At 63.5% G+C, this 16,504-nt stretch carries 15 protein-coding genes; 4 read left to right on the top strand and 11 right to left on the bottom strand.

Annotated features, from left to right (window positions below):
- From BS38_RS26290 to BS38_RS0123445, 7 genes are all read right to left on the bottom strand, one after another.
- Positions 1 to 367, bottom strand: a 367-nt coding sequence (locus BS38_RS26290) for a catalase (RefSeq protein WP_043439893.1), incomplete at its 3' end; no start/stop codon positions are given.
- A 7-nt stretch (positions 368 to 374) separates the two neighbouring features.
- The gene (locus BS38_RS26295) at positions 375 to 860 is read right to left on the bottom strand and encodes a molybdenum cofactor biosynthesis protein MoaE (RefSeq protein WP_051629131.1); all 486 of its coding nucleotides are present in this window, start codon (positions 858 to 860) and stop codon (positions 375 to 377) included.
- A complete protein-coding gene (gene fdhD / locus BS38_RS0123425) occupies positions 847 to 1,728 on the bottom strand; it encodes a formate dehydrogenase accessory sulfurtransferase FdhD (protein ID WP_028272935.1) in 882 nt (293 codons plus the stop codon). Before fdhD ends, BS38_RS26295 begins: the two co-directional genes overlap by 14 nt.
- Positions 1,716 to 3,032 (bottom strand): molybdopterin molybdotransferase MoeA, encoded by a 1,317-nt coding sequence (locus BS38_RS0123430; protein ID WP_051629132.1) that lies wholly within the window; start codon positions 3,030 to 3,032, stop codon positions 1,716 to 1,718. Before BS38_RS0123430 ends, fdhD begins: the two co-directional genes overlap by 13 nt.
- Before the next feature lie 104 nt (positions 3,033 to 3,136).
- A complete protein-coding gene (gene fdhA / locus BS38_RS0123435; RefSeq protein ID WP_028272937.1) occupies positions 3,137 to 4,354 on the bottom strand; it encodes a formaldehyde dehydrogenase, glutathione-independent in 1,218 nt (405 codons plus the stop codon).
- Positions 4,355 to 4,682: 328 nt separating this feature from the next.
- On the bottom strand, positions 4,683 to 5,285 hold the full coding sequence (folE, locus tag BS38_RS0123440) for a GTP cyclohydrolase I FolE (RefSeq protein WP_081819040.1): 603 nt from the start codon (positions 5,283 to 5,285) through the stop codon (positions 4,683 to 4,685).
- Positions 5,282 to 7,609 (bottom strand): FdhF/YdeP family oxidoreductase, encoded by a 2,328-nt coding sequence (locus tag BS38_RS0123445; RefSeq protein ID WP_028272939.1) that lies wholly within the window; start codon positions 7,607 to 7,609, stop codon positions 5,282 to 5,284. The genes folE and BS38_RS0123445 overlap by 4 nt, the downstream gene beginning before the upstream one ends.
- Positions 7,610 to 7,859: 250 nt before the next feature.
- Here BS38_RS0123445 and BS38_RS0123450 point away from each other — a divergent pair, with 250 nt between their 5' ends.
- Positions 7,860 to 8,555 carry a GntR family transcriptional regulator gene (locus BS38_RS0123450; protein ID WP_051629133.1) on the top strand — a complete coding sequence of 232 codons (696 nt, stop codon included), beginning with the start codon at positions 7,860 to 7,862 and terminating at the stop codon, positions 8,553 to 8,555.
- A 103-nt stretch (positions 8,556 to 8,658) separates the two neighbouring features.
- Here BS38_RS0123450 and BS38_RS0123455 read toward each other — a convergent pair whose 3' ends face one another.
- The 4 genes from BS38_RS0123455 to purU all read right to left on the bottom strand — a co-directional run bounded on the left by BS38_RS0123455 (position 8,659) and on the right by purU (position 13,745).
- Positions 8,659 to 9,534 (bottom strand): bifunctional 5,10-methylenetetrahydrofolate dehydrogenase/5,10-methenyltetrahydrofolate cyclohydrolase, encoded by an 876-nt coding sequence (locus tag BS38_RS0123455; protein WP_028272941.1) that lies wholly within the window; start codon positions 9,532 to 9,534, stop codon positions 8,659 to 8,661.
- A complete protein-coding gene (locus tag BS38_RS0123460) occupies positions 9,531 to 10,157 on the bottom strand; it encodes a cyclodeaminase/cyclohydrolase family protein (RefSeq protein WP_028272942.1) in 627 nt (208 codons plus the stop codon). Before BS38_RS0123460 ends, BS38_RS0123455 begins: the two co-directional genes overlap by 4 nt.
- 127 nt (positions 10,158 to 10,284) lie before the next feature.
- Positions 10,285 to 12,777 (bottom strand): GcvT family protein, encoded by a 2,493-nt coding sequence (locus BS38_RS0123465; RefSeq protein ID WP_028272943.1) that lies wholly within the window; start codon positions 12,775 to 12,777, stop codon positions 10,285 to 10,287.
- 53 nt (positions 12,778 to 12,830) lie between these two features.
- Positions 12,831 to 13,745, bottom strand: coding sequence for a formyltetrahydrofolate deformylase (gene purU / locus BS38_RS0123470; RefSeq protein WP_028272944.1), 915 nt, complete (start codon positions 13,743 to 13,745; stop codon positions 12,831 to 12,833).
- Positions 13,746 to 13,879: 134 nt separating this feature from the next.
- Here purU and BS38_RS0123475 point away from each other — a divergent pair, with 134 nt between their 5' ends.
- From BS38_RS0123475 to BS38_RS0123485, 3 genes are all read left to right on the top strand, one after another.
- The gene (locus BS38_RS0123475; protein ID WP_028272945.1) at positions 13,880 to 14,557 is read left to right on the top strand and encodes a GntR family transcriptional regulator; all 678 of its coding nucleotides are present in this window, start codon (positions 13,880 to 13,882) and stop codon (positions 14,555 to 14,557) included.
- A gap of 167 nt (positions 14,558 to 14,724) precedes the next feature.
- Positions 14,725 to 16,023: a serine hydroxymethyltransferase gene (glyA, locus tag BS38_RS0123480; protein ID WP_028272946.1), complete on the top strand. Its 1,299-nt coding sequence runs from the start codon at positions 14,725 to 14,727 to the stop codon at positions 16,021 to 16,023.
- On the top strand, positions 16,020 to 16,504 hold a 485-nt coding region (locus BS38_RS0123485; protein WP_043439901.1), incomplete at its 3' end, for an FAD-dependent oxidoreductase. The genes glyA and BS38_RS0123485, both read left to right, overlap by 4 nt.

Consider the following 16,504-nt stretch of genomic DNA (forward strand, 5'->3'; position numbering starts at 1 on the left):
CGGAGGTGTAGAACTTCACGGCGAAGCCGCGGGGGTCCCGCCAGGTGTCGGGGGAGCCGTTCTCGCCGGCGACCGAGGAGAAGCGGATCAGCATCTCGGTCTCTACGCCGGGCTGCAGGAACGCGGCCTTGGTGTACTTGGAGACGTCCTCGGACGCGGTGAACTTACCGAACGCGCCGCCGCCCTTGGCGTGCACTACACGCTCCGGGACACGCTCGCGGTTGAACTGGGCGAGCTTCTCGATCAGGTAGTGGTCGGTCAGGATGATGGCGCCGTCAGCGCCGACAGCCTTCGAGTGTGCATCGGACGTGACGGGAGCACCGGACTGTGTGGTGGACACGGCGGGCGCAGAGATGTTCAAGGTCATCTTTCTCCTATGTTTCTATTTCTTGCGAGGGACGTTCTGAAGGAAGTTGTTGGACTGCTCCGACCCATTCCACGGTGCCGTCTGCGAAGAATTGCTCCTTCCAGATCGGCACGCGGGCCTTGATGCGGTCCACAAGCTGTGAGCACACCTCAAATGCCTGGCCACGGTGGGCTGCTGACACTGCACAGACCAGTGCAGGATCACCCACCTCCAGCATCCCGACGCGGTGGGCGGCCCAGATGCGGACCGGCTTGTCGGCCTTCCCGGCATGCTCGGCGACCAATTCCGCCACGACTTCGGCCATGATGTGGTGTGCCGTGGGGTGGGCCGAGTAGCTTAATCTGCTGACGGCCATGCCGCCGTCGTGGTTCCGGACAACTCCGCTGAAGCTGACAACGGCCCCGGCTTCGTCGCCCTGGACGGCGGCTGTGGCCCGGTCCACGGAGATGGGGTCTTCGCTGAGCTCGGCGAGGACAACATCAAACCCTGGCATGGGTTACCTCGCGGGCCACATTCTGCCGACGGCTCAGCCTTTCGTGGCCGGCGTAGACGTTCAGGCTGTGTCCCCGGCTGAATCCAACCAGCGTCACTCCGGTCTCGACGGCGAGGTCGGCGGCCAGGCTTGAAGGCGCGCTCACCGCAGACAGGACAGGAATGCCGGCCATGGCGGCCTTCTGGACTAGTTCGAAGGACGCGCGCCCGGACACCTGGAGGACGGTGCCACCCAGAGGCAGCAGATTTTGGCGCAGCGCCCATCCCACCACTTTGTCCACAGCGTTATGGCGCCCCACATCCTCCCGGAGACAAAGCAACTCCGGGCCGGCCCCATCCACCTTGAACAGGCCGGCCGCATGGACGCCGCCCGTCTTGTCGAACACCGCCTGGGCCTCGCGCAGCCGCTCCGGCAGTTCGGCGAGGACATCCACGGGAATCTGCAGCGGGTCCTTGGCAGGATCGAAGGGAAGGGTCTTGCGGACGGACTCGATCGATTCTGTCCCGCAGATGCCGCAGGAGCTTGAGGTGTACACATGCCGCATGGTGTCAGGCATGGGTACATCAGGCCTCAACTGGGCGTCGACCACGTTATATGTCCGTTCTCCCCTGGCATCGCCGGTGCAGAAGCGCAGTGATACCAGTTCGGAGTTGGAGCTGATGATGCCTTCCGAGACCAGGAACCCGGCCACCAGGTCAAAATCGTCCCCCGGGGTCCTCATAGTGACAGCGAAGGAGCGGCCTCCGATTCGGATTTCCAAGGGCTCCTCAGCGGCGAGTACGTCTTCCTTGAACCGCACCGTGTATTCGGTGCCGGAGCCGTCCAGGTTGAAGCGGTGGATCTTGCGGCGCTGTGTCATGCGGGCCATGCGGTGCTCCGTGCTCGGTTGCCGGTGGAAGGGATGGTTTCTTTCGCCTGCGTCCAGGGGAGCGGGAGCACAGGAACCTGCTCGCCGGACTGGACTCCGGCAGGGGGAACGGCCATGACGCCGTCGGCCCAGGCCAGTCCACGCATCATGCCGGGCCCCGTATGCGAGGCGGGGAAGGCAAGTCCCTCGACGAACGTGCAGGGAATCAGGCGGGTACGGCCGGGGCACGGATCAACGTCAGCCGCGGAGGTGACCTGTCCAACGGCACTCAGGGGCCTGCCTCCGAGTGCCTCCATCAGCGGTGCACCCATAGTGATGAGCGCCATCATTGCTGCCAGGGGGTTACCGGGCAGCCCGACGACGAAGCGGCCGTCCGGGAGCACGGCCAGGACTGCCGGGTGGCCCGGCCGCATGGCGATGCCATCCAGCAACAGCTGTCCGCCGAGGGCAGCGATCGCGGCGCGAAAATGATCTGTCCCGGAACAGCCGGTTCCGCCGGTGGTTATGGTCAGGTCCGGCAATCGCCCGGGGAACGCGTCAGTACCGCCAAGTGCCGCGAGCCACTCGGGGTAGGAATCCCCGATCCGCAGGGAGCCGGCAGGTGTGCCCCCCAAAAGGGAAATGACCGTCCCCAACTGCGGACCAAAAGTGTCCCTGACACGTCCTGGTTCCGGAACGCCTGACGTGACCACTTCGGAACCGGTCAATACGATGCCGACCGCCGGCTTGGGCTGCACCAGCAGGTTGTCGTGGCCAGCCACGGCGGCGAGGGCAATGTGACCCGGGTTCAGTGTTGTGCCGGCCGGGATCAGCACCTCACCGGCAGCAGCTTCCTCGCCCGCGGGACGAATGTGTTGGCCCGGGCCCGGCTCGCCTTCCTTTGCGTTGTCATTGAGCCGCAGGAGAAGGCTGCCGTCGGCATTCTGGTGGATCTGGCCACTTTCCTTGCGGAGTATCGACTTGGCGCCGACAGGTACGAGTCCGCCGGTGGCTATGACGCTGGCACTTCCGGGGCGCAAAAAAGGTCCGGGGCCGGCAAGGATCCACGGACCGCCGCCGTTGATGGCCCATCCGTCCATGGCAGACGAGTCGTAATGGGGGAGTTCTTGCAGGGCGGCGACAGTGCGGGTGAGCGTGTGGCCTGCTGCCAAGGCGAGCGGAACCTCCACGGGCGCGAGCGGGACAGCGCAATCGAAAGCCAACTGCCGGGCTTCCGGCCAGGTGGGAGACGGATGTCCGGGGGGCCGCCACGCAGGGCGCAACTCCGGACTGCTGCCGCTGGTGGCGGTATCTTGGGCCAGCAAGGCTGCCCCTTTCCTGAAGGTAGCGGTTCAATGAAACGTACGGGCCGGGGACCGCGAAGGTGCACCATGTGGTGCTTCCCCCGCAGTCCCCGTCAGCTGGGGTGCTACGCCTTGACGTATCCATTCGGGTTCAGCACGAACTTTGTTGCCGAGCCGGCGTCGAATTCGGCGTAGCCGCGGGGCGCATCCTCGAGCGGTATCGCTGTGGCGTTCACTGCCTTGGCGATCTGCACCTTGTCATGCAGGATGGCCATCATCAGCTGGCGGTTGTACGACATGACGGGGCACTGGCCGGTGGTGAACGACAGGGACTTTGCCCATCCGGTGCCCAGTGACAGCGACAGGGAGCCGTGCTTGGCGGCCTCGTCAATTCCACCGGGGTCGCCCGTGACGTACAGGCCGGGGATGCCCAGGGCCCCACCCGCGGCGGTAATGTCCATGAGGGAATTCAGCACGGTGGCCGGGGCCTCGTGGGATGTGTCCTTTCCGTGCCCACGGGCTTCGAAGCCCACGGCGTCGACACCGCAATCCACTTCGGGAACACCAAGGATCTGTTCGATCTGGTCCTTCGGATCCCCGTTGGAGACGTTCACCGTCTCGCACCCGAAGGTTCGGGCCTGCGCCAGTCGCTCTTCGTTCATGTCGCCGACGATAACGACGGCGGCACCAAGCAACTGCGCACCGACGGCGGCGGCGAGGCCAACCGGGCCGGCGCCGGCAATGTACACCGTGGACCCGACGCCGACGCCGGCAGTGACGGCGCCGTGGAACCCGGTGGGGAAGATATCCGAGAGCATGGTCAGGTCCATGATTTTTTCCAGGGCCTGGTCGCGGTCGGGGAACCTGAGCAGGTTCCAGTCGGCGTAGGGGACCAGCACGTATTCTGCCTGGCCACCCACCCAGCCGCCCATGTCCACATAACCGTAGGCGCTGCCCGGACGATCCGGGTTGACGTTCAGGCAGATGCCGGTTTTGCGCTCTTTGCAGTTCCGGCAACGGCCACAGGAGATGTTGAAGGGTACGGAGACGATGTCTCCCACCTTGATGAATTCCACATCCGGCCCGACTTCCACCACCTCGCCGGTGATTTCATGGCCAAGGACGAGGTCCTTTGGTGCAGTGGTGCGTCCGCGCACCATGTGCTGGTCCGAGCCGCAGATGTTGGTTGTCACCGTGCGCAGGATGGCACCGTGGGGTACTTTCCGGCCCACGTTGGCCGGATTGACGCCAGGCCCGTCTTTGAGTTCAAACGTCGGGTAGTCGGTAGTGATGATTTCGACGACACCGGGTTCCTTGTAGGCTACGGCTCTGTTTCCTGACATGGACACTCCTTTGGCTACGGGGGATGGTGTGGGTTGGTGCCGGGCTTGCCATATCGGATTGCCTTGCACTGGTCCGGCAAGTTGCCGGCGCTGCCCCGTTGCCCGAGAGTGGTGCTTCGATGAGGATACCTCCCCAGGTTTCTGGCCACCGAAGCACCGTTCACGGGAACGGGACAGCTAATCCTTCGCGAGGACGAAGGCTGCCAGTAGCAGGCCGGGCGTATTGACTGACGTTCGTCCGGCATGCACGGACTGATATTTTTCTTTGATAAGCAAAGATATATCAGTGCCATCGTATGGCAGCCACAGGGGCATGTCCAGAGATTTCTTATCGGCCGTGGATCAGGCTCAGGGCCTCGGCCCGGGCGGCCGGCAGGCGCAGTTCACCGCGGACTGCCGACGTGATGGTCTTTGCCCCGGGCTTGCGGACGCCCCGCATTGACATACACAGGTGCTCGCACTCGATCACCACGATGGCGCCCAGCGGCCGCAGCGCTGTGACCAGCGCGTCGACAACCTGGGTGGTCAGCCGCTCCTGGACCTGGGGCCTTCGCGCAAAGACGTCCACCAGCCTGGCAAGCTTGCTGAGGCCGGTCACGAGTCCCTCGGCGGAGGGGATGTAGCCCACATGCGCCACGCCATGGAACGGCACCAGGTGATGCTCGCAGGTGGAGTAGAACGGGATGTCCTTGACGATGACCATTTCACCGTGTCCGAGGTCAAAGGTCCTGTCCAGGACGGCCAGGGGATCCTCATGGAGCCCGCCGAACATCTCGGCGGCGGCCCGGGCTACACGGGCCGGGGTGTCCGCCAGTCCCGGCCTTTCGGGGTCCTCCCCGATGGCAAGGAGGTATTCGCGGACAGCCCGTTCCACCCTTGGCCCGTCCACGCCCTTCGTGACGGCCGCTTCGGTCGTCAGGATAGAGCTCACGCTTCGGCCCCCTCAAGCCGCACGATAACGGACTTGGACGTCGGCGTACCGCTGGTGTCGGCTACGGAGTCAAGGGGCACGAGGACGTTGGTTTCCGGGTAGTAGGCCGCCGCGCAACCCTTTGGCGTCGAGTATGAAACGATGCGGAAGTTTTCGGCCCGTCGTTCGGTCCCCTGGAATTCGGAGATGAGATGGACCATGTCCCCGGCCGTGAACCCTAGCTCAGTAATGTCGTCCGCGTTGATCAGGACAACGCGGCGACCGCCGTGGATGCCGCGGTAGCGGTCATCCTTGCCGTAGATGGTGGTGTTGTACTGGTCATGGGATCGCAGGGTCTGGAGGACGAGCCGTCCTGCGGGGACCTTGATGAATTCAAGGTCGTTGCCAGTGAAGTGGGCCTTGCCCGAAGCAGTATCGAACTTCCTTGCGTCCCGGGGCGGGTGGGGAAGGACGAACCCGCCAGGGTTCCGGATCCGCTCCTCGAAGTTCTCGAAGCCACTGAGGACCGCTTCGATGTGTTTCCGGATGATGGAGTAGTCGTCCTTCATGGCGAGCCAGTCGGCTTTGGGGGTATTGGGCAGCGGGAGGTTGTCGCTGCCGGTGAAGATCTTGCTGGCAATGTTGCAGACAATGGCCACTTCGGAGTGCAGGTGCTCACTTGCGGGCTTAAGCCGTCCGCGGGAGGCATGGACCGCACTCATGGAGTCCTCCACGGTCACCCTCTGGTCGCCGGTGCGCTGGGTGTCCTTCTCGGTGCGTCCCAGCGTCGGAAGTATCAGCGCACGTCGACCCGTCGATACGTGGGAGTGGTTCAGCTTCGTAGAGATCTGCACGGTCAAGCGCGTGTTGGCCAGCGCCTGTTCCGTGACCTCGGAGTCCGGGGCCGCCCGTACGAAGTTTCCGCCCATGCCGATGAAGACGCGGACCTTGCCGTCCCGCATGGCACGGATAGCGGCGACGGTGTCGAAGCCATGCGCCCTGGGGGAGAGGAAGTGGAACTCGTGGTCAAGCCTGTCGTGGAAGCTCTCCGGCATCTTCTCGAAAATCCCCATGGTCCGGTCGCCCTGGACATTGGAGTGGCCGCGCACGGGGCAGACACCGGCCCCGGGCTTGCCGATGTTGCCTTGCAGAAGCAGGACATTGACCACGTCGCGGAGGGTGGGAACCGAGTGCTTGTGCTGGGTCAATCCCATGGCCCAGCAGACGATTGTGGCGCTCGAGGCCAGGAGGCGCTCGCCTGTGGACTTAATTTGTTCCAGTGTCAGCCCGGTGGCTTCGACGATGTCGTCCCATTCCGCTTTTTCCAGGTAGCGCAGGTATTCGTCGATGCCAACGGTGTGGTCCTTGATGAACTCGTGGTCCAGCACGGTGGGGAGGCCGGGGGTCTTGCGCCCTTGGGCTTCGGCTTCGAGAAGGTATTTGCCAAGCCCCTGGAAGAGGGCCTGATCGCCGCCGGCGCGGATTTGGAGGAAGTCGTCAGTCAGTTGTGTGCCCACCACCATGCCGGAAATGTTCTGCGGGTTCTCGAACCGCAGGAGCCCGGCTTCGGGAAGCGGATTCACGGAGATGATGACGGCGCCGTTCTTCTTCGCCTTCTCGAGCGCACTGAGCATGCGCGGGTGGTTGGTCCCGGGATTTTGACCCGCCACAAAGATAAGCGACGCCGTCTCCAGGTCCGTGAGGCTGACGGAGCCTTTGCCGATGCCGATCGTTTCCACCAGGGCCGAGCCGGACGATTCGTGGCACATGTTGGAGCAGTCGGGCAGGTTGTTCGTTCCGATGCCGCGAACGAGGAGCTGGTAGGCGAAAGCGGCCTCGTTCGATGTCCGCCCGGACGTGTAGAACACTGACTGGTCGGGGTGCTCCATGTCCTTGATCTCCCGGGCGATCAGCTCATAGGCGTCGTCCCATTCGATGGGCTTGTAGTGGGTTGCGCCTTCGTCGAGGACCATCGGATGAGTCAGCCGGCCCTGCTGGCCCAGCCAGTAGTCGTCGCGCGTCTTCAGGTCCGCAATGGAGTGTTGCGCGAAGAATTCGGGCGTGACACGGCGAAGCGTGGCTTCTTCGGCCACTGCCTTGGCGCCGTTCTCGCAGAATTCCGCAGCGTTGCGCTTTTCGTGTTCAGGCCAGGCGCAGCCCATGCAGTCAAAGCCGTCAACCTGGTTGACAGCCATGAGTGTCTGGATGCTGCGCAGCGGGCCCATCTGCTCAAGGGAAATTTTCAACGCATTCGCCACAGCCGGAAGGCCGACAGCAGTCGTTTTGGGCTTGGTGAGGGTCAGCTTTGACTCGTCGATATTCTGCTGGGGGGCTTTCGAAGCCATGTGATCTTCCCTTCAGATCTTGGCAGGAATCAGTGGAATGGAGGTGCTGCCTGGGGCCGGCGTCATGGCTGGCTGGAGTGTCCGCAGATCTTCTGGAAGACCAGGCACGCGGCCGAGGTCGTTGAGGTGAGGAGTACCTGCCGGAGGGTGACATTTTTTAGATCGGATATTGATATATCAGTTCTAGGAATACTATGTACAGGAGGCCTTCGCGTCAAGGCTCAGCCGTGCATTGGGAGGAGACTTGGATATGGCAAGCGGTGGAGAACTACCGTCGGATGTTGGGGGTTCCTTCCTGCCACCGAGGCAGGAGGAGGAGTCTTTCGCCGACTTCGCCTACAGGGTGCTCTGTGATGAACTGATCGTTTTGGACATCAAGCCTGGCGAACCTTTGAATGACGAAGTGATTTCCAGGCGGCTCGGGGTGGGGAGGACACCCATCCGGGAGGCCATGAAGCGCCTTGAAAGCGACCACCTCGTGGTGGCGTATCCCCGCCGGGGAACATTCGCCGCAGGAGTGGACATCACGGATCTGGCTGAAATTTCCGAAATCCGGCAGCTTTTGGAGCCTGCGGCCGCAGCGCGGGCTGCCCGGATGGCATCGCCGCAGCTCCGGCAAGAGATCAAGGAATTTGCCAAGGAAGTGGGGGAGCTCCTGCCGGTAATGCACTCCCAGCGGGACCTGATGCGTCTGGACATGCGCGTGCACCGGATGATCTACCGGGCCACAGGGAGCCGGCACCTTGAGGATGTCCTGATCCGATATGACAACCTGGCGACGCGGATCTGGAGCCTTGTGCTGGAGAAACTTCCTCCGGTATCCGAGCATATTGCCCAGCACATTGAGCTGCTCGAGTGCATCGCGGCAGGTGATTCCGAAGCTGCTGCGCGGCTGACGACCAAGCATGTGACGGACTTTGAGAACCTCATCAGGGGCGTCCTATAGCCCATTGGCAGGACCCAGCCTTCGTGCCCGCGCAGATCGCATGGACCTGAGCGGGCACGAGGACAAACTGGGCCTAAGCGGCGCAGGGGCTGCCTGCTGTGGATCACACGGCTGTTTCCCGGACCAGGGCACGCGACTGTTCCCGCGCGGCCTCAGTGGTGTGCAGCAGAAGGAGGGATGTGGTGACTGAGCCGACGCCGCCCGGCACGGGTGTCAGCGCCCCGGCGATGCCCCGGACACTGGCCTCGTCCACATCCCCCACGAGGGACCCGTCGGGAAGGACGTTGGTGCCGACGTCGATCACTACGGCCCCGGACGAGATATGGCCGCCGTTCAGCAGGCCGGTGCGCCCGGCGGCGACCACCACGACGTCGGCCGTCTTGGTGTATTTCTCCAGCGCCCCCGACCTGGAGTGGCAGACGGTGACGGTGGCGTCGCGTTCCAGCAGCAGCAGGGAGAGCGGTTTTCCGACGACGGCGGAACGTCCAATCACGACGACGTTCCGGCCGGCCACCGGGATGTCGAAGTGGTCAAGGATCTCGGTGACGGCCCGTGCCGTGGCAGGGGCGAACGAGGGCTGGCCGACGGCGAGGCGGCCAAGGCTCAGAGGATTCGCGCCGTCGATGTCCTTCTCAGGGGCGATGTGCTCAACCAGCGCATCTGCATCGACGCCGGGAGGCAACGGCGTCTGGAGAATGATGCCGTTGACGGACGGCTCGGCGCTGAGGTCTTTCAGGACTGAAGCCAATGCCTGTCCTGTCGCGTCGTGGCCCAGGTCCACGATCCGGCAAGTGATCCCCGCGCTTTCCGCGGCCCGTTCGATGGACCGCACATACCAGTGCGTGGAGCCGTCGTTCGTGGCCACAACCACGGCAAGGGCGGGGCGCAGACCGTCAGCTTCGAGGTCCCTGGCTTCGTCGTGGGCCTTGAGCTGAATGAGCTTTGCCAGGTTTCGTCCTGAGAGGAGTGTGGTGCTCAACCGAGAATCCTTTCGCGCACGCGCTTCACGAGCGAGTCTGCTGCCAGGACGACCTTGTCCTCAATGCCATCGGTCTGGTCAGCCAGCCGGGAACGTGCTTCGGTGTCCTTGATGGCCACCACATTGATGTCGATGTTTACCCGTGCAGTGGTGGCGGCTGCCCGGGCAGCGTCGACGGCGGCGGCGACGTCGCTGATCACGTTGGCATTGGCCACCTCGAACAGCTCCGTGGCAAGATCCACGACGGCACCGGCAACGAGGATCAGTTGAGCCGGTGTCTTCGCGGCCTGAACGAGCGCGTCCTGGATGGACGCTGTCCGGGCAGCTTTGAGGTCGTCACTACCTGCGGGGAGCTTGTACGCGTCAATCACGCCTTGGAACGCGTGCTGGTCGGCGTCCGCGAGGCGCAAGGCCTGGGCCACCAGTCCGTCGGCGCTGCTGATGATCCTGGTGACGAGTTCGGTGTGCTGTTCGTATTTCGGGCCGGTGGTGTACCTGGCCACCATGGCGACAAGTGCCGCCCCCTGGGCGGCGTGGAGTGCCGCGGCTGCGCCGCCGCCCGGGGTGGGTTCGCGGGAGGCAAGCCTGGCGAGGTAGTCGTTTATTGTTTCTGAACTGATCATGTGTCTTCCTGGGCTGAAGCTCTGCTCGACTGGCCTGGCATGGGACGGACGAAGGAAAAGCAGCGGCCCGGACTCTGGTTGCGAGGAAACGAGTCCGGGCCGCGTGCCTTTGAACGGCCGGCGGCTGTTAGCCGCGGAGCCGGGTCATCGTGGGGTCGTACAGTGGATCGGCCGTGACCGTGGCTTGGATGCGCCGTCCGAAGTACTCGATCTCGACCGAGTCACCAATGGACACAGCGGCCGGGAGGTACGCGTAGGCGATCGGTTTGGCGACCGTGTAACCGTATGCGGCACTGGTGACGTAGCCAACTGCTTGGTCCTTGTAGAAGACCGGTTCCTTGCCCAGCACTATGCTCCGGCCGTCGTCGACCGTCAGGCAGCGCAGGCGGCGGGCGGAGTTCTCCTCGGTCCGGCCTTCCAGTGCTGCCTTGCCGACGAAGTTCTCCTTGGTCATCTTCACAGCGAAACCGAGTCCCGCTTCCAACGGGTCGTGCTCGGTGGTCATGTCGGTGCCCCACGAGCGGTAGCCCTTTTCCAAGCGAAGCGAGCTGAACGCGGCGCGGCCGGCAGCGATTACGCCGAACGGCTGCCCTGCTTTCCACAGTGCGTCCCACAGGCGCTGTCCGTTGTCCGCGCTGGTGTACAGTTCCCAGCCCAGCTCGCCGACGTAGGACAGCCGCATGGCAGTGACGGTGACGCCGCCGATGACAACCTTCTTCGCCCGGAAGTAACGCAGGCCGTCGTTGGAGAAGTCGTCGCTGCTGACCGTGCTGATGAGGTCCCGGGCGAGGGGTCCCCACAAGCCGATGCAGCAAGTCCCGCCGGTGGTGTCTCGCACCTGGACCCAGTCGCTGGCGGTTCCGCTTTCCGTCTGGTGGCGTGCGGCCCGCTCAAAGTAGGCCGTGTCGATGTTTCCATTGGCTCCAAGCTGGAAGGTGTCTTCGCTCAGGCGGGCCACGGTGATATCGCTTCGGATCCCGCCGGCGTGGTCCAGCAGGAGGGTGTACGTGACGGCGCCCGGCTTCTTGGCCATGTCGGCGGTAGTCAGCTCCTGCAGCAGCTTCAGGGCTCCGGGGCCGGAGACCTCCAGGCGCTTGAGCGGAGTCATGTCGTACATGGCCACCGCAGTGCGGGTCTTCCAGGCTTCGGCGGCGGCGATGGGCGAGCTGAACATCCCGGACCAGGCGTCACGTGCCGGCGGCTGCCATTCGTCAGGCATCTCCTTGAGCAGTTCGGCGTTGGCTTCGAACCAGTAGGGACGCTCCCATCCGCCGCCCTCCAGGAAGTACCCGCCCAGCTGCTTGTGGCGTGCGTGGAACGGGCTGACGCGGAGGTTGCGGGGGGAAAGCTTGGGCTGGAGCGGGTGCATGACATCGTAGATTTCCACGAAGTTCTGCTGGGACGTTTCGCTGACGTATTCGGGGGTCAGCTGGACCTCTTCGAAGCGGTGGATGTCGCAGTCACCAAGATCAATGCTGGACTTGCCGGTGGTCAGCAATTCAGCAACAGCGCGGGCGATGCCGGCCGAGTGGGTGACCCACACGGCTTCGGCGACGAAGAAGCCGTCCAGCTCCTTGGACTCACCCACCAGGGATCCGCCGTCGGGGGTGAAGGAGAAGATGCCGTTGAAACCGTCCTCGATTTCGCTTTCGCGCAGGGCCGGCAGGATCTGCTTGGTGGCCTCCCATGCCGGGAGGAAGTCCTCCAGGGTGAAGTCGAGGCGGGAGGGCATGTTGTGGTCGCTGATGGTCTCGGGTGCGAACGTGCCGAGCTCGTCAAGGTCCACGGGCATGGGGCGGTGGGCGTAGGAACCGATGCCGTAACGCTCGCCGTGCTCGCGGTAGTAGAGGTCCTGGTCCTGGTGCCGCAGGATCGGCAGGGAGGCGTCGTTGGGCAGTTCGTTCTTGCCCTTCTGTGCGGGGACCGGAGTGGTCTTTACGTACTGGTGGGCGAGCGGGAGGAGCGGGACTGACATCCCGATCATTTCGCCGATCTTGGCACCCCAGAAGCCGGCGCAGGAGACCACGATGTCGGCAGGGATGGTGCCTTCGGAGGTCTGGACACCGGTGACCCGGCGGCCGGACTGCTCGATGCCCGTCACCGTGGTGTTGCCCAGGTACTTGACGCCCGCGGCTTCAGTGCGCTTGATCAGCAGCTGGACGGCACGGGCAGCACGGGCCAGGCCGTCGCTGGGAACGTGGAGACCGCCAAGGATGTCTTCCTCGTTCAGGAGCGGGTAAAGCTCCTTGCACTCGGCGCGGGTAAGGATCTTGCCGTCGATACCCCACGCGGCGGCATAGCCGAGCTTCCGTTTCAGATCGGCGAGGCGTGTCTCGGTGGTCGCGATCTCGAGGCCGCCCACCTGGTTGAAGCAGCTGACGCCGTCCTCGGTCAGGGACAAAAGCTTCTCAACCGTGTACTTGGCGAAGAGCGCCATCGACTTTGAGGCGTTGGTCTGGAAGACGAGGCCCGGGGCGTGGGACGTGGAGCCGCCGGGCATGTTCAGGGGTCCCTGGTCCAGTACGGTGATGTTGTTCCAACCCCGCGCGACCAGTTCGTCGGCCAGGTTCGTCCCGACGATTCCCGCTCCAATAATGACAATGCTTGGTGTCGAAGCCATGTGGTTTCTCCTGCTGATTTTCGTGTGTTGTCTTGTTGATGGGGTGGTCGTGCTTAACGGAACACAACAGTGCTGGTTTGGTCCAGCAACACACGGTGTTCGCAGTGCCATCGCACGGCGCGGGACAGTGCCAGCGCTTCCGCGTCCTGCCCGACTGTTGACAGTGCGGTGGGACCGTAACTGTGGTCCACCCGGATGACTTCCTGCTCGATGATTGGACCTTCATCAAGTTCAGCAGTCACGTAGTGGGCTGTGGCACCTACAAGCTTGACGCCGCGGTCGTACGCCTGGTGGTACGGGCGGGCTCCCTTGAATCCAGGAAGGAAGGAGTGGTGGATGTTGATGGCCCGGCCCTCAAGGGACCGGCAGAGGTCATCGGAGAGCACCTGCATGTACCGGGCCAGCACAACGAGGTCGATGTTGTGCTCGTCGACGAGGTCCAGCAGGCGCTGTTCGGCGTCTGCCTTCGTCTCGGGGGTCACCGGGAGGTAGATGAAAGGCAGTCCGGCGGCGTCGGCCATGGCCCGGTGGGTTTCATGATTGGAAACCACGAGGACGATGTCGCCGCCAAGGCTGCCGCCGCGCCACCGGAAGATCAGGTCGTTCAGGCAGTGGCCGAACTTGGACACCATGACCAGAATGCGCTGCTTGGTCTGGTCATGGAAGCTGAACTTCATGTCGAAGCGGTCCGCAATGGCGCTGAACTCCTCCTCCAGCCGCTCCGGCGTGTACTCGGGGGAACCCGAGAATGCGGTGCGCAGGTGCAGCGTCTCGCGGAGGCCGTCGTCGAACTGCTGGTGCTCGTCGATGTTGAAGCCACGCTCGAAGAGAAAGGTGGTGACCGCCTGGACAATGCCGGCACGTTCGACGCACGTCAGTGTGAGTACGAACTTTTGGGCCTTGTCCTGCGCGCGGGGCTCGGTGAGAGTCAGCGTGCTGGGTGATGAGTCTGTTGCCACTATGGTCATGTCTCCTCCTTTAGGAATTTACGTTAGATATATTCTTGGATCAAGTACTGATATATTAGGTTTGGGAATCAGCGTATACTGGTCAGTGGGCGAGGTCAATAGCCTGTTTGGCTTGAATGGAAAGGGGCAAGATTATGGCAGCTGAAGCGTTGGCGATTGTGGAAGATGCGGTCAAGAAGTCATTGGCGGACGTGGCGTACGAGCGCATCCGCGACCGGCTGCTGATGCTTGACATCAAACCCGGCGATCTCCTGTATGACGACCACCTCGCCAAGGAACTCGGTATGGGGCGGACTCCAGTGCGGGAGGCTTTGAAGCGGCTTGAGCTTGACCGCCTGGTGGTTTCGTACCCGCGGAGGGGTACTTTTGCCACCCGGGTGGACGTGACCGACCTTGCCTTCATTTCAGAAATCCGGACGCAGCTTGAACCTCTCGCAGCTGCACGTGCTGCCCGGGTGGCCACGGAGCGGCAACGCGAGCAGCTGCGGGCTGTGATGCGGGCTGTTGAATCCTTCGATACCCGTGCGGCCTCGGTAGTTGAAACCCTGCGCTTGGACGCGCGCGTACATCAAGGCATCTACGCGGCTGCGGCCAATCCCCACCTGGAGGACATCCTGATCCGGTACGACAACCTCGCCACCCGCATCTGGTGCATGGTGCTGGATCGCCTTCCCGATCTTTCCCGGCACGTGCATGAGCACCTGGACCTGCTCGGCGCTGTGATTGCCGGCGATGAGGCGCGGGCCGCTGACCTGGCGAGAGTCCACGTCAGCGGCTTTGAGGACGCCGTCCGCAAGGCGCTCTTCAGCTGATCTGAGCCCCGCGTTTGCCCGTGTTACCAAAAGCGCGGCCCTTAGGGCCGCGCTTTTGGCGTCTCCGGGAAGGGCTGAAAATCTGTTGACACCCATCGGCCTCGATAGCATACTTGAGTCACGAAACTAATATATCAACAGGATATTAGATAGAAGAGGAGATAAAGATGGTCGACGTTCTGACCCGTACGCTCGCAGAGACCGATCCTGCGATCCACGCAGCCGTTCAGCAGGAGCTCCTGCGACAGCAGGACACGCTGGAGATGATCGCCTCCGAAAACTTTGCGCCGAGTGCCGTCATGGAGGCACAGGGTTCGGTCCTGACCAACAAGTACGCCGAGGGCTACCCGGGCAAGCGCTACTACGGCGGCTGCGAGCACGTTGATGTGGTTGAGCAGCTGGCCATCGACCGTCTTAAGTCATTGTTCGGCTCCGAATTCGCCAATGTGCAGCCGCACTCAGGCGCCCAGGCCAACGCAGCGGCGATGTTCGCCCTGATCCAGCCCGGCGACACCATCCTGGGGTTGAACCTCGCGCACGGCGGCCACCTCACCCACGGCATGAAGATCAACTTCTCCGGCAAGCTCTATAAGGTGGTCCCGTACGGAGTCGGCGAGGACACCATGCTGATTGACATGGCTGAAGTCGAGCGCCTGGCGGTTGAGAACAAGCCGAAGCTCATCGTTGCCGGCTGGTCTGCCTACTCCCGCCAGCTCGATTTCGCCGAGTTCCGCCGGATCGCGGACCTCGTGGGCGCCTACCTGATGGTGGACATGGCGCACTTCGCCGGCCTGGTGGCCGCAGGGCTGCACCCCAACCCCGTTCCCCACGCCCACATCGTCACGAGCACCACCCACAAGACCCTCGGCGGTCCGCGCGGTGGTGTGATCCTGACCAACGACGCCGACATTGCCAAGAAGGTCAACTCCGCGGTGTTCCCCGGCCAGCAGGGCGGCCCGCTGGAGCACGTCATCGCAGCCAAGGCCGTGGCCTTCAAGCTCGCTGCCGAGCCGGCATTCCGCGACCGCCAGGAACGCACCCTGGAAGGCGCCCGCATCATTGCGGAACGCATGCTGTCTGCCGACGTTGCAGAGTCCGGCGTGACTGTCGTCAGCGGTGGCACCGACGTGCACCTGGTCCTGGTGGATCTGCGGAACTCGGAACTGGACGGCCAGCAGGGCGAAGACCGCCTGCACCGGATCGGTATCACCGTGAACCGCAACGCCGTGCCGTTCGATCCGCGCCCGCCGATGATCTCTTCGGGCCTTCGTATCGGCACGCCGGCCCTGGCCACGCGTGGTTTCGGGAAGGCAGAATTCACCGAGGTCGCTGACATTATCGCCGCAGCACTCAAGCGCGAATTCAGCGACGAGACCGCGGCGGAACTCCGGCAGCGGGTCGAAATCCTGGCCGGAAAGTTCCCGCTCTACCCCAACCTTTCTTCTGACGCGAACGAGGTGGCATGATGGCCGATCTGCTTCCGGAGCACCCGGATTTCCTTTGGCGTAACCCGGAGCCTAAGTCCTCTTATGACGCGGTGATTGTGGGCGGTGGCGGGCATGGCCTGGCTACGGCGTATTTCCTGGCGAAGAACCATGGCATGACCAACATCGCGGTCCTGGAAAAGGGTTGGCTGGCCGGCGGTAACATGGCCCGGAACACCACGATCATCCGTTCCAATTACCTTTGGGACGAGAGCGCGGCCATCTACGAGCACGCCCTGAAGCTCTGGGAAATCCTGCCCGAGGAACTCGAGTACGACTTCCTGTTCAGCCAGCGCGGGGTGATGAACCTCGCCCACACCCTGGGCGATGTCCGCGAGAGCATGCGCCGGGTGGGTGCGAACCAGCTTAACGGTGTGGACGCGGAGTGGCTGGACCCGAAGCAGGTCAAGGAACTCTGCCCGATCCTGAACATCAGCGATAACATCCGCTACCCCGTCATGGG

Origin of the sequence: Arthrobacter sp. UNC362MFTsu5.1 (assembly GCF_000685965.1) — a bacterium.
GTDB lineage: Bacteria > Actinomycetota > Actinomycetes > Actinomycetales > Micrococcaceae > Arthrobacter.